At 37.5% G+C, this 18,439-nt stretch carries 11 protein-coding genes, 1 tRNA gene and 1 pseudogene; 11 read left to right on the forward strand and 2 right to left on the reverse strand.

Translation table 11 applies throughout. The features are described from left to right. Positions 1–847: 847 nt before the first annotated feature. Positions 848–921, reverse strand: a tRNA-Ile gene (locus tag DXB63_RS17290). A gap of 187 nt (positions 922–1,108) precedes the next feature. Between DXB63_RS17290 and DXB63_RS17295 the strand changes: the two genes are divergently transcribed. The 11 genes from DXB63_RS17295 to DXB63_RS17345 all read left to right on the forward strand — a co-directional run bounded on the left by DXB63_RS17295 (position 1,109) and on the right by DXB63_RS17345 (position 17,897). After that, a complete protein-coding gene (locus tag DXB63_RS17295; protein ID WP_122127637.1) occupies positions 1,109–3,793 on the forward strand; it encodes a calcium-translocating P-type ATPase, PMCA-type in 2,685 nt (894 codons plus the stop codon). A 3-nt stretch (positions 3,794–3,796) separates the two neighbouring features. After that, entirely contained in the window at positions 3,797–4,453 is a 657-nt protein-coding gene (locus DXB63_RS17300; protein WP_199604239.1) for an HAD family phosphatase, read from the forward strand. Continuing rightward, complete coding sequence (locus DXB63_RS17305; protein WP_122127638.1) at positions 4,428–5,357, forward strand: bifunctional riboflavin kinase/FAD synthetase; 930 nt, start codon at positions 4,428–4,430, stop codon at positions 5,355–5,357. Before DXB63_RS17300 ends, DXB63_RS17305 begins: the two co-directional genes overlap by 26 nt. A gap of 199 nt (positions 5,358–5,556) precedes the next feature. Beyond that, positions 5,557–6,063, forward strand: coding sequence for a DUF3836 domain-containing protein (locus DXB63_RS17310; protein ID WP_122127639.1), 507 nt, complete (start codon positions 5,557–5,559; stop codon positions 6,061–6,063). Positions 6,064–6,100: 37 nt separating this feature from the next. Beyond that, positions 6,101–6,874 carry a CPBP family intramembrane glutamic endopeptidase gene (locus DXB63_RS17315; protein ID WP_122127640.1) on the forward strand — a complete coding sequence of 258 codons (774 nt, stop codon included), beginning with the start codon at positions 6,101–6,103 and terminating at the stop codon, positions 6,872–6,874. Positions 6,875–6,896: 22 nt separating this feature from the next. Continuing rightward, positions 6,897–7,574 carry a DUF2975 domain-containing protein gene (locus tag DXB63_RS17320; protein WP_158563705.1) on the forward strand — a complete coding sequence of 226 codons (678 nt, stop codon included), beginning with the start codon at positions 6,897–6,899 and terminating at the stop codon, positions 7,572–7,574. A gap of 16 nt (positions 7,575–7,590) precedes the next feature. Next, positions 7,591–7,812 carry a helix-turn-helix transcriptional regulator gene (locus DXB63_RS17325; RefSeq protein WP_122127642.1) on the forward strand — a complete coding sequence of 74 codons (222 nt, stop codon included), beginning with the start codon at positions 7,591–7,593 and terminating at the stop codon, positions 7,810–7,812. A gap of 663 nt (positions 7,813–8,475) precedes the next feature. After that, entirely contained in the window at positions 8,476–10,215 is a 1,740-nt protein-coding gene (locus DXB63_RS17330; protein WP_147332308.1) for an AraC family transcriptional regulator, read from the forward strand. Between the two features lie 130 nt (positions 10,216–10,345). Further along, entirely contained in the window at positions 10,346–12,817 is a 2,472-nt protein-coding gene (locus DXB63_RS17335) for a T9SS type A sorting domain-containing protein (RefSeq protein WP_147332309.1), read from the forward strand. Positions 12,818–12,888: 71 nt separating this feature from the next. Continuing rightward, entirely contained in the window at positions 12,889–14,760 is a 1,872-nt protein-coding gene (locus DXB63_RS17340) for a T9SS-dependent choice-of-anchor J family protein (RefSeq protein ID WP_122127645.1), read from the forward strand. Between the two features lie 20 nt (positions 14,761–14,780). Next, positions 14,781–17,897: a T9SS type A sorting domain-containing protein gene (locus tag DXB63_RS17345; protein WP_122127646.1), complete on the forward strand. Its 3,117-nt coding sequence runs from the start codon at positions 14,781–14,783 to the stop codon at positions 17,895–17,897. Positions 17,898–18,070: 173 nt separating this feature from the next. Here the strand turns inward: DXB63_RS17345 and DXB63_RS18455 are convergent. Beyond that, a pseudogene (locus DXB63_RS18455) lies at positions 18,071–18,256 on the reverse strand (helix-turn-helix domain-containing protein); the annotation flags it as partial. Between the last annotated feature and the right edge of the window lie 183 nt (positions 18,257–18,439).

The raw sequence follows: 18,439 nt of genomic DNA on the forward strand, positions 1-18,439 counted from the left end.
TCATCAAACAATCACGTATGGTGATGTATGGCCAATCGATCAATCGATAAATATTATAAGAATCAATAAGCCGTTTCTGCTTGGAGTGGCTTCATCAAACAATCGCGTATAGTGATGTATGGCCAATCGATCAATCGATAAATATTATAAAAATCAATAAGCTGTTTCTGCTTGAAGTGGCTTCATCAAACAATCACGTATGGTGATGTATGACCAATCGATCAATCGATAAATATTATAAAAATCAATGAGCTGTTTCTGCTTGAAGTGGCTTCATCAAACAATTACGTATGGTGATGTATGGATAATCAATCGATCAATAGATATAATAAGAATTAATGAGCCGTTTCTGCTTGAAGTGACTTCATCAAAGAGTTACGCATAGTGATTTATAGATAACAAAGTATTGCTTTTCTTATTATGTCTACTTGAAGTTATACTTCTTGAATCGCTTTTGTTTGGTAGCGGTACAAAGGCTACCTGTTTTCAAAATAATTATGAATTGTAGTATCTCTATAACTGGAGAAATAAAGATAGAATCTTGGCTTATTGGAAAATATTGTGAAGAAAAGAGATGACTACTGGTGTGTAGCTTATCTTTTTATATATTTATTTGTGCAATATTTTGTGTTAAAGACTCATCATAAGCATGAATCGGAGCGAACTCTTGCCAATAGAAGAAACCAAAAGAAAAAGAGTATCGCTTACTGGTGTGTCACGTTTATCATTGATTATCATCCCTTTCCAGAGGTTGTGTGCAAATTGTGTGCAAGGAGTTTCCGGTAGCATGAAAAAAGCCGCTACAATGTAACTTGTAACGGCTTGATTTTCTTTCTTTTAATAGATGTGGGCCATCTAGGGCTTGAACCTAGGACCTCCAGATTATGAGTCTGTTGCTCTAACCAACTGAGCTAAAAGCCCATGCTTCCTATCTCGGATGCGGGTACAAAAGTAGTATATTCAAATGAATAATGCAAATTTTCATATCAAAAAAAGTGCAAAAGCCTGTAGTAAGTCACTATAATCTTATAAAAAGCCTTAATTCTATTTAGTTAAATGATTTATATTGTATTTTTGTGTCACTAATTTAATTAACAAATTATGCCGTATGGCTACGACTGAAAATGGTTCTATTCACAGCGGACTTACAGATAAGCAAGTCCGTGAAAACAGGGAGAAATATGGAGTAAATCTACTCACTCCTCCCAAGCGTCCCTCTTTATGGAAATTATACCTGGAGAAGTTTGAAGATCCTGTAGTAAAAGTGTTGTTGGTAGCTGCACTTTTTTCCTTGATTATTTCTATTGTAGAAAATGAATATGCAGAAACTCTGGGTATTTTCTTTGCTATTTTCTTAGCTACTGGTATTGGCTTCTTTTTTGAATATGACGCAAACAAAAAATTCGATTTGCTCAATGCTGTTAATGAGGAAACTCTCGTGAAAGTTATCCGCAATGGAAAAATATACGAGATACCCCGTAAAGATGTAGTTGTGAATGATATCATCATATTAGAAACAGGAGAAGAGGTTCCGGCGGACGGGGAACTTATTGAAGCAATTTCTCTGCAAATCAATGAGTCTAATTTAACAGGAGAACCGGTTGTAGATAAAACGACAGTGGAAAAAGACTTTGATGAGGAAGCCACCTACCCGTCCAATATGGTTATGAGAGGTACTACTGTTGTTGACGGACACGGTACTATGCGTGTTTTGCGTGTTGGAGATAACACAGAAATCGGAAAAGTTGCACGTCAATCTACTGAGCAAAGCGGTGAGCCTACTCCTTTGAATATTCAGTTAACGAAGTTGGCGAACCTAATTGGCAAGATTGGTTTCTCGGTTGCAGGAGCTACTTTCTTAATTTTCTTTCTGAAAGATGTTGTTTTCTATTATGATTTCAGCACTTTACGCGATTGGAATGCATGGATCCCCGTATTGGAACGTACCTTAAAGTATTTTATGATGGCAGTTACCTTAATTGTAGTTGCAGTTCCGGAAGGATTACCTATGAGTGTCACATTAAGTCTTGCATTAAATATGAGGCGAATGCTTTCTACCAACAATTTAGTGCGAAAAATGCATGCTTGTGAAACAATGGGAGCAATTACTGTTGTCTGTACTGATAAAACCGGCACATTAACCCAAAACTTAATGCAGGTTTATGAGACAAACTTTGGTGAAAATAAAGGTGATTTATTAACCATGGACGCAGCCAAAGCGAAACTTATAAAAGAAAATATATGCGCCAATTCCACTGCTTTTCTCGAAGAAACGGAAAATGAAGACAAGCCTAAAGGTGTAGGTAATCCAACAGAAATCGCCTTATTGCTTTGGCTAAACGCACAAGGAATAAATTATCTGGAAGTACGAGAAAGTGCAAAAGTTCTAGATCAATTGACCTTTTCCACCGAACGTAAATTTATGGCTACGTTAGTTCAATCTCCTTCACTAGGGAGAAAGGTACTATATATAAAAGGTGCACCAGAGATTGTTTTTGGAAAATGTAATGAAATAATTCTTGAAGGAACAACGAGTACACCGGAAACATATAAACCGACTATCGATGCACAATTATTAGCTTACCAGAACATGGCGATGCGCACATTGGGGTTTGCCTATAAAATCGTGGACGATAACGCACCGGAAGATGCGAAGGAGTTGGCTGCAATGAATGATTTGAGGTTTCTCGGCGTTGCCGCAATTTCCGATCCTATCCGTCCGGATGTCCCTGCTGCCATAGCTAAATGCCAGTCTGCCGGCATTGATGTAAAGATTGTAACCGGAGATACGCCGGGCACTGCAACCGAGATAGCTCGTCAAATAGGACTATGGAAGCCGGAAGATACAGATCACAATCGTATTACCGGCGCAGAATTTGCAGAGTTGAGTGATGAGGTCTTGCTTGATAGAGTAATGGATTTAAAAATCATGTCTCGTGCACGCCCTACAGATAAACAGCGACTGGTACAGTTACTACAACAGAAAGGTGCAGTAGTAGCAGTAACCGGTGACGGAACCAATGATGCTCCGGCTCTGAACCATGCACAAGTAGGTTTGTCTATGGGGACGGGAACTTCTGTTGCCAAAGAAGCAAGTGATATTACTCTACTTGATGATTCATTCAACAGTATCAGTACGGCAGTCATGTGGGGACGTTCTTTATACAAAAACATACAAAGATTTATTGTTTTCCAGTTGACTATCAACTTTGTAGCATTACTTATTGTATTACTTGGTTCATTATTAGGGACGGAACTACCGCTTACAGTTACTCAGATGCTTTGGGTAAACCTCATTATGGATACTTTTGCCGCACTCGCACTTGCATCCATCCCTCCTAGTGAGAACGTAATGAGAGAAAAACCACGTAAAAGCACCGATTTTATCATCACTCATCCCATGTGGTATAATATAATAGGTGTAGGATTGTGCTTCCTTATCGTATTAATGGGTATGTTATTCTATTATTACCATACTCCGCAGGGGATGACACCATACGACTTAACCGTATTTTTCACCTTCTTCGTTATGCTGCAGTTTTGGAATTTATTTAATGCCAGAGTATTCGGGACAAATGATTCTGCATTCAAGAATATATCTAAGTCTTATGGAATGGAATTCGTAATGGCGGCTATCCTTATCGGGCAATTCTTGATTGTCCAATTTGGAGGAAAAGTATTCCGTACCGTACCATTGGATTTAATCACTTGGTTAGAAATAATCGGAATCAGTTCTATTGTATTGTGGATAGGTGAAGCCATCCGTTGGATAAAACGCCTGAAGCGGAAATAACGAATTATGAAACATAATATAAAGAATTTAATTATAGACTTAGGGGTTGTATTGCTGAACCTTAGCCCGGAGCGTTGTTATCAAAAGTTCAGAGAATACGGCGTCACAAACATCGAACAATTAGCCGGCACAAGTTATAAATCCGGATTATTTTATGAATTGGAAAAGGGAATGATTTCCCCCGAAGAATTTAGAAACAAATTAAGAGAACTTATCGGAAAGGACCTAACCGACGAACAAATCGACGCTGCATGGAATAGTTTCCTGATGGATATTCCTGCCTATAAGCTGGATTTATTACTCCATTTGCGCGAAAAGTATATGGTATATCTGTTAAGTAATACAAATATCATTCACTGGGAATGGATAAAGAAACATTGTTTCGAATACAAAGGATTCAGTTCTGAAGATTTCTTTGAGAAGATTTACCTATCTTTTGAGATGCATCAGGTAAAACCGGATGAAGGAATTTTTCAAAGTGTGCTTACTAATGCCAATCTTGATCCTTATGAAACATTTCTTATTGATGACGCAAAAGAGAATTGTCTCATAGCAGAATCTTTCGGTATTCAAACCTATGCACCAAAAGCAGCAGAGGACTGGAGGCATTTATTCGACAAACTAGAAATAGAAAATGGAGATTATCAGAGATATAGATAAGATAAATATTGAACCTTGCGTCGCAACAATTGGTTTTTTTGATGGCGTACACCAAGGACACCGCTTTTTAATAAACCAAATAAAAGCTGTAGCAAGAGCCAAAGGGCTTCGCTCTGCATTGGTTACCTTTTCCGCCCATCCCCGAAAAGTAATGCAAAAAGACTATCAGCCACAACTTTTATCTACTCCCAAAGAAAAAGCGGAATTACTTGCAACCACCGGAGTGGATTATTGCATTGTACTTGATTTTACTCCCGAAATAGCCCGACTCACTGCCTGTGAGTTTATGGAGGATATATTAAAAAAGAAGCTGAATGTGGCGTCGCTCGTTATCGGTTATGATCATCGCTTCGGGCATAATCGTGCAGAAGGATTCGATGATTATTATCAATATGGTACTAAAATTGGTATGGAAGTATTACGCGCAAAGGCGTGCATCATCAATGATGTCAATGTGAGCTCATCCGTTATCCGCCTTCTCCTTCAGGAAGGAGAAATAGATATGGCGACCAAATGCTTGGGTTACAATTATTATTTGGACGGAACAGTCGTAGATGGTTATAAAGTGGGACGAACCATAGGCTTCCCTACCGCCAACCTTAAAGTAGAAGACCAGGATAAGCTGGTTCCCGCCGATGGTGTTTATGCCGTCAAAGTAACAGTTACCGGACAAGAATATATGGGCATGTTGGATATCGGACATCGTCCTACGTTCAATAACGGTACAAATAAGAGTATTGAAGTTAACATCCTTGATTTTAATTCGGACATCTATGAACAGTTCATCCGTATTACATTTATACGGAGAATCCGTTCCGATATAAAATTCAAGAAAGTAGAAGATCTTATTGCGCAACTACACCGTGACGAAGCAGAGGTTCGCCGTATCTTGCAACATTCATAAGAACAGTTTTCTCCTTAATCCGTATATATCTCCCGATATATACAGGGTATTTATTGAATAAAACGTATAAATTAATGTAATTTGATATTTTTTTATCGAAAAACGATAAAATAATTTGGTAGATTAAAAAATACTTCTTTTATTTGCATATCGAAAAACGATAAATGATTATTGAATAACAAGATTAAATTATACGATTATGAAAAATTCACTTTTAAACATTACCGGATTAGTTGTATTAATTGCTACACTAGCCACTTTCATTTGCAGTGCTACCGTCTGTGCAGAAACTCAGAAGAAGTTTGCTTATAACCGTACCGATAATTCGGAGGTTGTTTATTCTTGGGATGAATCACAGCAATATTTGACTCCTGAATTAAAATACGAATTCAAGCGCGACAAGGAAGGAACTCTTATCGAGAAAAAAGCCTATCGTTGGGACATCTTCGAAAAGAACTGGAAACCATATTACTTAATGACATTCCACCATAAAGGTTATGAACATTCTATCGAACTGGCAAGATGGAACAATATCACCAAAGATTTCACACTCAATCCTCTCAAAACGACTTACTATGTAGACATTACAAATGAAGTACTCTCATACACAACTTATAATTGGAATACTTCAAATGCCACATGGGAGCAAAACCAACATTTACTTTTACAGGAATATCTGGCAGACACAGCCACAGATAATAAATAATTAAATATATTTGTATCCATAAAAACGAGAGATAACAATGAAAAGAGCAATACACTTAATAGCCATCTACATTGGATTGCAGATTTTATTTCTATTACCTGTTACAATTATAATAGAAAGCAGAAATATTGCACAATCTTCATCGTTTGCAACAATGCTTCTCGGGATGAGCATGATACTTTCTTCCGTAGCTATGGGATGGTACCTCCTGAAAAAGAAATATGTAACGGTGGAAGACGGGAATTTTGATTTTCCATCACTCAGATTGCTTCCCCTCCTTACGGTATTTACTATCGCTCTTGCCATTGTGCTCGATTGGGTTGGTAATGTAATTCAACTGCCCGACTTGATGCAAGACACATTTCAGTCAATGGGAAAAGATTTTTTCGGTATCGTAAGTATCTGTATTATCGGTCCTATACTGGAAGAATTGCTTTTTAGAGGAGCTATCATGGGACATATGCTGAAAAAATATAAGAATCCTAAAACGGCAATTCTGTTATCGGCTCTGATATTCGGTATTATACACGGTAATCCGGCGCAAATACCATTTGCCATACTTATGGGAATTGCGCTTGGAACAGTATACTACCGCACAGGAAGTCTGGTTCCCTGCATTTTCATGCATGTATTGAATAACAGTCTTTCCACTGTACTTTCAAATCTATATCCGGATGTATCCAGCTCGTTTGATTTAATGAATCCGACAATCGGCACAGTAGTGCTTATTGTATCAGTGATTATTGTTTTGACCTGTGCATATATACTTAAAAGAATGTACCCCAAACCAATGAATGTTACAGAAGAATAATCTTATCAAAAGAAATACTACGATGAAAAAGAAATTAAATTTCCTATGCGCCCTTGTTATCCTGGTTGTTTTTCTTGTCATATTTAAAACAGGATATGATTTCGGGGCAGGTATCTACGCTGGAATAAAAACCGTACAAGATAATAAGAATCTTGTAAAAGAACAGAAGAAAAAAGGCACACCTATCTTAGCACTTCAAAAAGGTGATTTTCGCTTAATAAACCTTGTTCCCACCAAAGCGATGATTCAACCGGATTCTATTTTGAATGAGAAAACAGGGCAGAAAATACCTGTTGCCTACTCACAGATGATAGTACAGGTAAATGAGAAAAGCAATACTTTAAACATGGTAATTACAGGCCTTCTCAGTTTTATTGGCTCAATATGTGTAATTGTAGCATTAGTCTATTTTATTAAATTGATTATATCCATCAATAAATCCACCATTTTTGATTGGAAAAATGTAAAACGTCTCAGAATCATGGGATATGCACTTTTAATCAGTTTCTTCTGTATCACAATTCCTCCACTGATGGATTTATACACCGTAAAGCAATCCGTTGCATTGGAGAATTATATGATAAATCCTACCTTTTTGGATAATATCAAAGACTTGTTCCTTGCATTGGGCTGCTTCATTGTAGCCGAAACATTTGCTATCGGATTAAAGTTAAAAGAAGAACAAGACCTAACCATTTAACGAAGAAAGGAGAATAATGTCTATAATTGTGAATCTTGATATAATGATGGCAAAGAGAAAAATCTCTCTCAACGAATTGTCCGAGCGGGTAGATATAACCCCTGCCAATCTATCCATATTAAAAACCGGAAAGGCAAAAGCCATACGATTCTCTACATTGGAAGCTATTTGCAAGGAACTTGACTGTCAACCGGGAGATATATTGGAATTTAAAGATGATGGTAAGCCATCGGAATAAAATTATATCATCAGCAAGGCTATGTAAAATTGTCGCTTTATCATTCAGAAAATCAGAAATGATTGATCTGTAAAATCATACATTTATCCATAGCTTTTCAGCATACGGTCGATTGTCTACAAACTCCTATCGTTTGCGAACAATCGACCGTATGTTTGTCTACAATCGACCTGATGTTTTTTTAAACATCAAGGTGTTTGTAAAAAACATCGAGGTCATTTTTCGCCTAAGGGAGCGTTGGCTATCACTCAAGGGAGCAACGGATAACACTCAAGGGAGCGATTGCTTACATCTACCGGAGCGTAAGGCATCACTCCCTTAGGCGTTTTTAGCTTGCTTATTTTGCCTGTTTAGCTGTTTTCAACTTTTACTTCAACTTGCCTTCACCTTATCACTTTTTGATTATTCATTGTTGATTGACAAATAGTTACAGTGAAAGTAACTTTTTAAAGAACTTGCACTACTGTGAAAGACAGAATTAATACGGACAAAACAGCTAATCATCCCGGCTGTTTAAGATAAATCATCCGGCTGTGCAGCATAGTTTTCCATAACCGATATTAGCACGAATATGTCTTAAAAAAAGAATAAAGTTATATAATATCCTTGTCGTTTTTATAAAAAAGCTGTAATATTGAGGATGAATTACATAAAAGTATTTTTTTGAAAAGAACAGTCTTAATATTTATCCTCATTTTTATCTCCATTACGACTCACGTAATGGCTAAAAATCGCTATGACCAAGCCTATGAATCATTTAAATCGCTTTCAAACAGTAAGCTGATAGATATAGGCGATAGATATTATGACAAAGAAGTCATGGACAGCGCACTCATTTGCTACACGATAGTATCTCGTAGATATGACACTCATATGCCACATGAAGACAAGAAACTTTCCGCTTATGCCTATATGCGTTTGGGTAATATACACTACATCATGTACAACTATGTACAGGCACAAGATATGTATTTACAAAGCCTCGAAGTGTGTAAAGAGTGTGATCTCGACTCAATAATACCGAGAGTTTACAATAACCTGGGAAATATTTATTCTTCTTTCAACGACTTTAAGAAAGCCGAGAATTACTACAAACAAGCGTATAAAAATAGTCAAACAATTGCAGACAGCAGCCTGAGCAAGATAATTCTTAATAACTTAATAGGGGTATATTGTAATCTGAATGATAATAAAACACTGAAATACTATCTCAACCTGTCCGACCAAACTTTAAAAGACAGTAACAACGATTATTTCAACATATCCGCCAAAGGCGTATGGAATCTCAATGAAGGCAATTATCCTACCTCCATCCGGTATCAAAAAAGAGCACTCCATCTTGCTGACTCGCTTCATCTGGATCCTTTATACGAATGTTCTGCACTGACCAATATTTCCGACGCTTTTATGAATATGCAAAGATATGATTCGGCAGAATGCTATTTGCTGAAATGTGCGGACATAGCTGTGGAGAACAGACTGCTGGATATGCAAATCAATATCTATCGCGAACTGTCTTATGTCTATAACATACAGAACAAGGCGGATAAGTTCCTGCATTACACTAAGCTTTATCAAAATATCAACGATTCCATCAAAGGAATGCGGGGCTACCGCAGCATCAAAAACGTGGAGTTTCTATTTGAAATGAATCAAATTGATAAACAGATAACCGCTATGCGCATGGAGCAGCTTCTAAAGGATGCACGCTACGCCAACCAACAACTTATCTTGCTTATCGTATGCATTACATTAGCCATGATTACCTTGTTCCTCATATTGACTTACCGGCAAAAACATCAACTGCAACGAAGCTACAAAGATATATTCAAAAGAAACCAGGAGATAGTAGAATCCGATAAACAAGCTAAACAACGAGATTTGAAATACAAAGAGGAAATCAAGAAAAAGGATGAATCTATCGCACAATTGCAACAACAGATTGCAGAGTTATCCATAGACAATGTTGATGATCCTGAACTACCAGCCAACGTAGAGCCGAAGCCTAACGGAGATCCACCTCAGAAATATCAGGGAAGTTCATTAAGCAAAGAGCAGAAGGAACAACTTCTTCAGGCTATCAATGAAGTTATGGATAATACATTGGAGTTCTGCAATGTGGACTTCACACTCGAAAAGATGGCTTATCTAACAAACTCTAAAACAAAATATGTATCACAAATAATCAATGAAGTCTACGGAAAGAACTTCAACCGTTTTGTTAACGAGTACCGAATCAAAGAAGCCCGCTCGCGCTTAATGAATACAGAAACTTACGGAAACTATACAGTCAAAGCTATTGCCCAAAGCGTTGGATTCAAATCAAACACCAACTTCAACCAACTATTCAAAGAGTTAACAGGCATTACCCCTTCCATGTATCAGGACATGGCGCAAGGGTAAAGATTGTTTTCATATCCATAATCGTGATTTTGTTTTCATTTAATGCCTTTAAAGTTGTTTTTCCAGAATCTATAGTATTAATTTGCCAATAGTGGTAAAAATGTATTATTTATCTAAATTCATTAAGGTTATGAGAAAAATCTACTTTTATTTAATTGCGACAGCTTTATTGGCCGTAAGTACAGGATTAAAGGCAGAAGACGTCAAGACGTTTTATGCAGCAGTTTGCTCGGATATTATGGGGAATATTGAGCCAAATGGTATTATTTCATTAAAGTCTTCCGATCTTTATAATTATCAAGAAGAGGTAAATAAGGTTGTATCTATGGATGACCTTGTTGATGCAGCAGCTATGGCGGAAGGTAAATATTATGCGATGTGCAAGGATGATATGATGGAGACATCTACTAAATTCCGTACAATCGACTTTGAAACGGGTCAGACAGCAGATTTAGGAGACGCAACCGCCCTCTATGATATGACTTATGACACTTCATCCAAAACAATGTATGGGATCAATAATAACGATGATGGTAGTCAATTGTACTCCATAAACCTGGCAAACGGAAAAGTAACCGAGATAGCCAAATGGGATGGAATATGGTTTATAGGTATAGCAGCAGATGGAAAAGGAAACCTGTATGTAATGGCCGATGATAATAAATTGTATTCCATTAATCTTGGAAATAAGCAATATACAGAAACTATAGCCTTACAGGGTGATCTCATGCCCTATGGATATGGTCACCAATCGGTTGAGTTTGAAGGCAATACGCTTTATTGGTTAGGAAACAATGCTGATGGGGATGCTTTTCTTGCAACAATCAATATGAGCGATGGAACCGTAACCAATAAGGGAGAAGGTTTTCTTAAAACGAAATATGGTTATGTAACATTAACCGGTCTTTGTTTCTCCATGGCCACAGGTGGTGGCGGTACAGATCCCGAACCGGAACCGGATTACACGAAAGTATCAATCGTCGAAACTTGGGGAGACATAATGGGCACCACCGATACAATCACGAAAAGAGAAATCTATTTCTACGATACCGATAACAATATATTACGCCGCATTCAAGAGGGAACTGCAACTCTTACCGAAGGAGGAAAAGAATTCACATGGATTCCTATGTCTTACTGGACTTATACCTATAACGATCAAAAGCAATTGACAGAGATGTTTTATCGTCAATACGGAAAATATGACGGCGATGATATGGCTTGGAGCGATGATATCAAAGGCAAAGAAACTTATAAATATAATGAGAATGGAAAGCTCATCGAAAAGACAGATGAATCAAGACATTATGTTTATGAATGGGAAGGTAATAACATCGTCAAAGATACCATGTTTTCTGCTTTTTCAGGTGATATGATTTCTTGCGCTGAATACTCCGACTTCTTAGAAGGAGTTGCTAATTGCCCTCAAAAAGTAGTTAGCAACGGAGCATATGAAAGCAACATATTTACAGCAACCTACACTTATGATAACAATCATAACAAGCTTACTTATATCGTTTTGAACTCAAAAGGCGAGAACAAATCAAAAGAAGAATGGAAATATAATGATGCAGGACAACTGATTGAAAATACAACCTATAAAGTTAAAAACAAGGAATACGTTCCCGTATCGAAGACTGTATATACCATCGACGGCAATAAGACGAAAGCGCAAACATTGGAATATTCCGAATATATCAATGCAGATGGAGAAGAGATAAAAGAATGGTCAACCAAGCCGACCTATACCGTAACAATTACTTCTGAATTTTACGGAACGACAGCACCGGGTAATCTGGAAGTAACGAAAGTCGACGGAAAAACAAATACGGTTCAATTAGCCTTCGATGCTCCCGACAGACTATCCATAGAAGATCCTGCGTACGACATATACCGTCAAGGTACAAAGATAGGACGCGCGACACTCGATCAGGCAAAGGGTAAATATGTATATACAGACGAACTGGTGTGGAATGGGACGTACGACTATTTCGTGCAAACAGTAAATAACGAGGAAGAAACGGAAAGATATAATATCTCCAATGTAGTAACATATGATATTTATACAGAACTTCCGCCTGTAACCAATGTTCACTATGTTTCCCATGAAATTGTGGACAAAAACTATCAAGTGACAATCGGTTGGGATGCCCCTGTGACCGATCTTTATATTGTAAGTTATAATATATTCCGTGGTAAAGACCATAAGTCACCGGATGTAAAAGTAACCGAAGGAACTCCGCTGCCGACTAGTGCCATAGTAGATTTCGGAGGCGCGGAATATACTACATCCGAGAAATATGATATCATCGTAGAAACAGTCTACAATATCGGAAAAATCAAAGCCGATCCGGTAGAAATAGATTTGGCTAATTATGTCTCCATCAATAATAACAACTTGAAAGACCTTATCCAAGTAGAAGGTAATATGATCTTCGTCAACGGAGAGGTTTCAGTAGAGATTATCGGAACAAACGGTATGATTATTAATCGCTATGCAAATGTACCAATGATTGATACCACAGCATTACCGCAAGGTATTTATATTCTGAAAGTAGATTGCAACAGAGAGGTATATACTATGAAAATGGTTAAAAGGTGATCTATTAATTAAGTAATAACAGGAGGTTGTGTCAAAATGCTGGCACAACCCCCTTTGTCTAATCCTCATTTATGCAGAAATACATTATATTCTTTACTTTATTGCTTCTCTGTTTAGCAACCAAAAGCCAGGATATCTACTACCAGAATGATTTCAATAAAGGTATTTCCTATGACTTTACACTAATAGATGGAGACGAGAATCCCGTTATAATGGGAGATTTCAATAATATTATTACCCCCAGCGGTAGTTGGTTTTCAGCACCGGTGGATACTCGGGAAAATCTGTGTGCAATGAGTACTTCCCACTGCCAATATGATTTTTTCTCGGACAATTGGTTGATTACGCCTTCCATCCATATCGAATCCGGTGAAGCATGGTTGAAATGGGATGCCCGTTCTATTCATAATAACTTACGTGACGGATATAAAGTAATGATATCTGTGACGGATAAAAGCACGGACAGTTTCACTGAGATATTCTCCCTAACCGAAGAAAATTATTCATGGAATACCCATCTGGTTTCTTTGAAAGAATATGTGGGAAAAGACATCTATATTGCCTTTGTTCTCAACAGTAAAAATAAATTCCTATTGGCTATTGACAATTTAGTCGTAGGCATGCTTTCCTCCATTGCATTAACAGGTATCGATGAGACGCGTCGGTTTGCAGGCGATACCGGGAATGCAGCTATTAAAGGTCGTTTACGGAATGATGGAAAAACATTCGTTTTAAAGGAAATCATTTGCAAAGACCATGAAAATGTAACTGCCACTCAAACTTTCGAGAACATCACCTTACAGCCAGGTGAAGAACAAGCATTCGAGCTTACCGTTCCTATTCAAGCAGGCAAAATAGCCCGTTATGCATTGGAAGCCGTAACTGATGAAACAAGCGTTGTTTTTTTAGAGGATAGCATCGTTTGCTCCTATTTCCCACGTAAATTAGTAGCCGAAGAATACACCGGTATGTGGTGTAATAATTGCCCGGATGGGGCTGTGTGGTTAAACCAATTGAAGGCAAGATATAAAGATGAAGTTATCACGATAGCGGCTCATTACGGAGATCCTCTTGCTTATAACGTTTATGTAAAAGGACTTGATCGTTATTTGTTTAGTTTCCCTTCTTTTATCTATAACCGAGACATAAGTGATATTCAAAACTCCATGCACGATAATTCTCCATTACGTGGCACTCTAATGGAACCTACTTTAGCAAAAGTAGACTTGACAGCAGATTACAATGAAAAAAATATTTCCCTAGCGACAGAAGCCAAAGTCGTTTTTGCCGAAGATTACGACAATTCGGATGATACTTATAGATTAGGATTTGCCCTTATCGAAAAAGAAGTGATCAATTACGACGACAAACAAAAAAACTCGTCATCTATTCCTCAAAAAGGTGAATATTATTATATGCCGAACAGTATACCGTATGATTTAATGGTGTACCATGATGTAGCCAAAGGAACCTCGAGTGCATTCAGCGGCGTGGAGAACAGTCTTCCCGAGCAGATTGAGGCATACAAAGAATATACATTCGAATACCGGATTGATGTACCGGAAACGGTTATCGACAAAGACAACATTGAGGTCATCGTATTTGTCTTGAATACGATGACAGGAGGTATTATGAATGCAGACAAAGTGCATCCGGTCACTTCAACTGTAAACATTCACAACGCAGCGGCAATAGGAGATGAGGTAAAACTTTATCAAGATCATGTCACAAGGAATTTGATCGTAGAGCTCGGCAGTTCCGATGAAGCAGCACCTTATACCATCAATCTAATCAATCCAGAAGGAAAGTTACTTTATAAGATCGAAGAAAAAGAAAATAGTTGCAGTATTCCTGCAAACCACTTGCCCTCTGCATCCGGCTGTTATCTTGTTCAAATCATCCAAACTAACCGAAGTTTGACTAAAAAAATTGTTTTATATTAATTTTATTATACGCTAAGATTATGAGAAAGTTTATTTACGTTTTATGTACAATCGCATTATTGACTTCCAATTTATGCGCCCAAACAGGACCACTAATATTGACGGGACCTGAATATTATCAACTCACAGCTATCTCTCCAAACGGGAAATGGGCGTGCGGAGCTTACTCTGACGCAAGTTCCACAATATATGCTTTCCGTTGGGATCTAACGACAAATGAATTCACTCCCCTGACTTCTTCTAGCGTGATGTCCACTGCCTATGCCGTGTCTGACAACGGTGTAGTAGTAGGAACATTCCCCGATACGGAATCCACAGAAAATCATGCACCTGTACAAACTGCCGGCTATTGGAAAGACGGTAAATGGTACCATCTGGAAACAATAGACGGGGAATTTATTAACAATCCCGACTATGGAGGGCAAGCATTTTGTATCAGTGCCGACGGACACCGGATAGGAGGTGCGTTATACAATAAAAATAATAAATACATGCCTGTCACATGGACGGATGGTAAACTTGACCGGGTTTACGGTGATAAAGTAGGTATTGTATATGATATTTCCAATGACGGAAAAATGGTTTGCGGCTGGGCAGAATACCCAGAAGCCAGTGATCGCAGTTGCTGTATATGGGACCCGGAACCTCACTATATAACCAAAATTCAACCAAGCCCATGGAGTATTGCAAGAAGTTTTTCACCCGATGGAAAATCAGTTTTGTGCAAAAACTTCATCTATAACTTAGAAACGGGGGACAGGATAAAAGTTCCTTATACCTCAGATTCTCCTAAAAACTTTGAATTATTTTCATTAATTGACAATAATGTAACAATCGGTTATGAACAACCTGATGAACAAAATCCCTATGGCATCATCTATAAAGACGGAAGTACACAAATATTGCAAACTTACCTTGAAAGCAAAGGAGTGAAATTCCAAGACAACCTGGTTGCTTTGACCCAAGGTGTCGGAATTTCGGATGACGGAAATACCATTATCTTCATGGTTTATAACCAAGGCGAAGAATATTTGGAGTTCAGACCAATGGTTGTCAAACTGAACGAAAACATTACAACTCGCGAGCCGGTCGCCGCAAAAAGTATTCAATTGGACGGAATTCATTCCGTACATTTGACATGGAATGCACCATTGGCAAATGCAGAAGGTGTAACAGCTTATAATATTTATAGAAATGGCACTAAAATAAGCTCAGTATCTTCTACTACTTTATCTTATCTTGACACCTCTTTGAGTTTAGGTAAATATAACTATGAAATAACAGCATCTTACAATCAAACTGAATCTGTAAAGTCTGCCGCAACTGAAGTAGAAGTAAAAGAAGGTACGATTTCTGCTCCTCGCAATTTGTATGCAGCGCAATCGGGATTGAACGATGTCCGTTTAGGATGGGATGCTCCTGTAAGCAATCGCGTTGCCAAGAGCTATTTCGAACAAGATGATTTAATCGAAGGATTCGGTGGTGGTAACATCTCTTTCGAATCAGCCATCCGTTTCCCGAAGGAAAAAATAACAGTCTATGCTAACGATTTCAAGATCACGAACTTTGTTTTCTATCCTCTCACCCAGCAAGAAAAGTGGACAATCAGCATCTATAAGGGAAAAGAAATCCTTTATACGGAAGATATTGACAATTCAAAGCTTACCTATGGAAAGGAAAACAATATCAAACTAAAGAATCCCGTATCCATCCCAACGGACAATGAAGTGACTTTGAGACTATTTGTCAAAGTAAATAATCCAAGCTCATACATTTTGGGCATGGTATACGGCAAAAAAGTAATCGGTTATAGTGACTTGGTACGTCAAGAATCTGAATCGGAACTTTATTCTCTATATGAAGAGGCACAAAATAACCCCGACGGAGCCTACGATTTCTCTATCAGCTGGGCTATGGGAATGTTGTTAACCAAGAACGGACAAACGGACGACGCCGATAAAATCAATTATTATAATATATATGCAAATGATAAAAAAATAGGTCAAACAGAAAATACGTCTTATATCCAGCAAAACGTAAGTGATGGTACATATATTTATGGAATTGAAGCCGTATATGCCAACAATACGACTTCATCGAAAACTTCCACAGAAATAGCAATTAAAAAGAATGAAAACTCATATAAGGCTATAACCAATGTCAAAACTAATGTTAGTGGCAACCAACTGACAGCAACTTGGGAAACACCTGTCAATGACGATGAGACATTTATGACTTATGCCGGTAATATTCCTACAAAAGGTATGGTTGGTCTTGAAGCCAATAATTACAATTACATGTTAGGAGCTGTTTATAGGACAGAAAAATTAAATAAATACATAGGTTACCAAATAAAAGGATTCCGTTTCTATCCTCTGTCTGATGCAGATTTCACTTTCATACTTAAAGTTAACAATGAAATGGTCTGCGAACAGGGAGTAAATGAATACACTAAAAACGCATGGAACACGGTTATGCTAAGCACTCCTATTACAATAGAAGAAGGTAAAGAATATTTCCTGATTGTAGATTGTTATGACGTAACTCCTAAAACAGGACCGGTAGCCCTTGATTCTTATGTACCATTCGATGGTGAATCCAACCTGTACTCAACAAACCAAGGCGAAAGCTTCCTATCTGTATATAATGAAGCATCAGCAAATGGTAACTGGATGATCGGTATGGTTATCACATCTCCTGAAGCAACCTCTTTACCGATAAAAGGATATAATGTGGAGATAGACGGAGTAAAGAAGAACAATGACCTATTGACTGAAACCAAATACGAGCAGACATTTGAATCTGAGAAACTTGATGATACGCATAAAATTAATGTCAATGTAGTATATGATGTAGTAGGTGAAAAGAAAGGTAGTGCTGTGTTTTTTACAATCAATCCGACAAGCATTGACAACAAACTGATTCCTTTGATATCGGTATATCCGAATCCGGCAACTTCTTATGTAAAAGTTGATGGTAATGTTGAATCAATTGTTGCATACAATACCAACGGTACGGAAATTGCCCGTTCCAATGAAAATGCATTGGATGTATCAAATTTCCAACCGGGTCTTTACATCTTAAAAATAATTGTTGAAGGAAAAGTAATCTCTGCCAAAGTTAACATCACAAGATAAGGACTTAGCGGAATAATTAAGAAGATGTCAAAAGTCAAAGTTTCCTCATTCAAGTGAGAAGGCTAAAGACTTTTGGCATTTTCTTATTTTATAATATTCTGAAAATAATAATTTAAGGAGTTAATCGACCGTAACTTCATCGAATTGGAACAAATAAATACAGTGGAAAAGACCTAAACTTGTCCTTGCTTTAAGATGTCCCAATATTGAGAGGAAGGGGTCATCTCAATTTCTTTCTTAAACAGACTGTGAAAGGTACTCATATTAGAAAAACCGGAAGCTATCGCTATTGCCTGAAGTGTATAGTTATCAAACTGTTTTATCAAATAAATAGCATGTTCTATATGAAGTCCGTTAAGATATTCATTTAGTCCATTTTCCGTACTCTCCTAAATAATTTCGGCGAAACGATTTTTATTAACATGAATCAATTGTGCTGAGTCGTCTCTGGAAAGAGTTGAATTCAAATACAACTTATCATCTAATGAACTGCACCCCAAAAGTTGGACAAAAAAGAGTCTTACACATGAAATTAAGTTATT

This window comes from Bacteroides sp. OM05-12 (assembly GCF_003438995.1).
GTDB lineage: Bacteria > Bacteroidota > Bacteroidia > Bacteroidales > Bacteroidaceae > Bacteroides.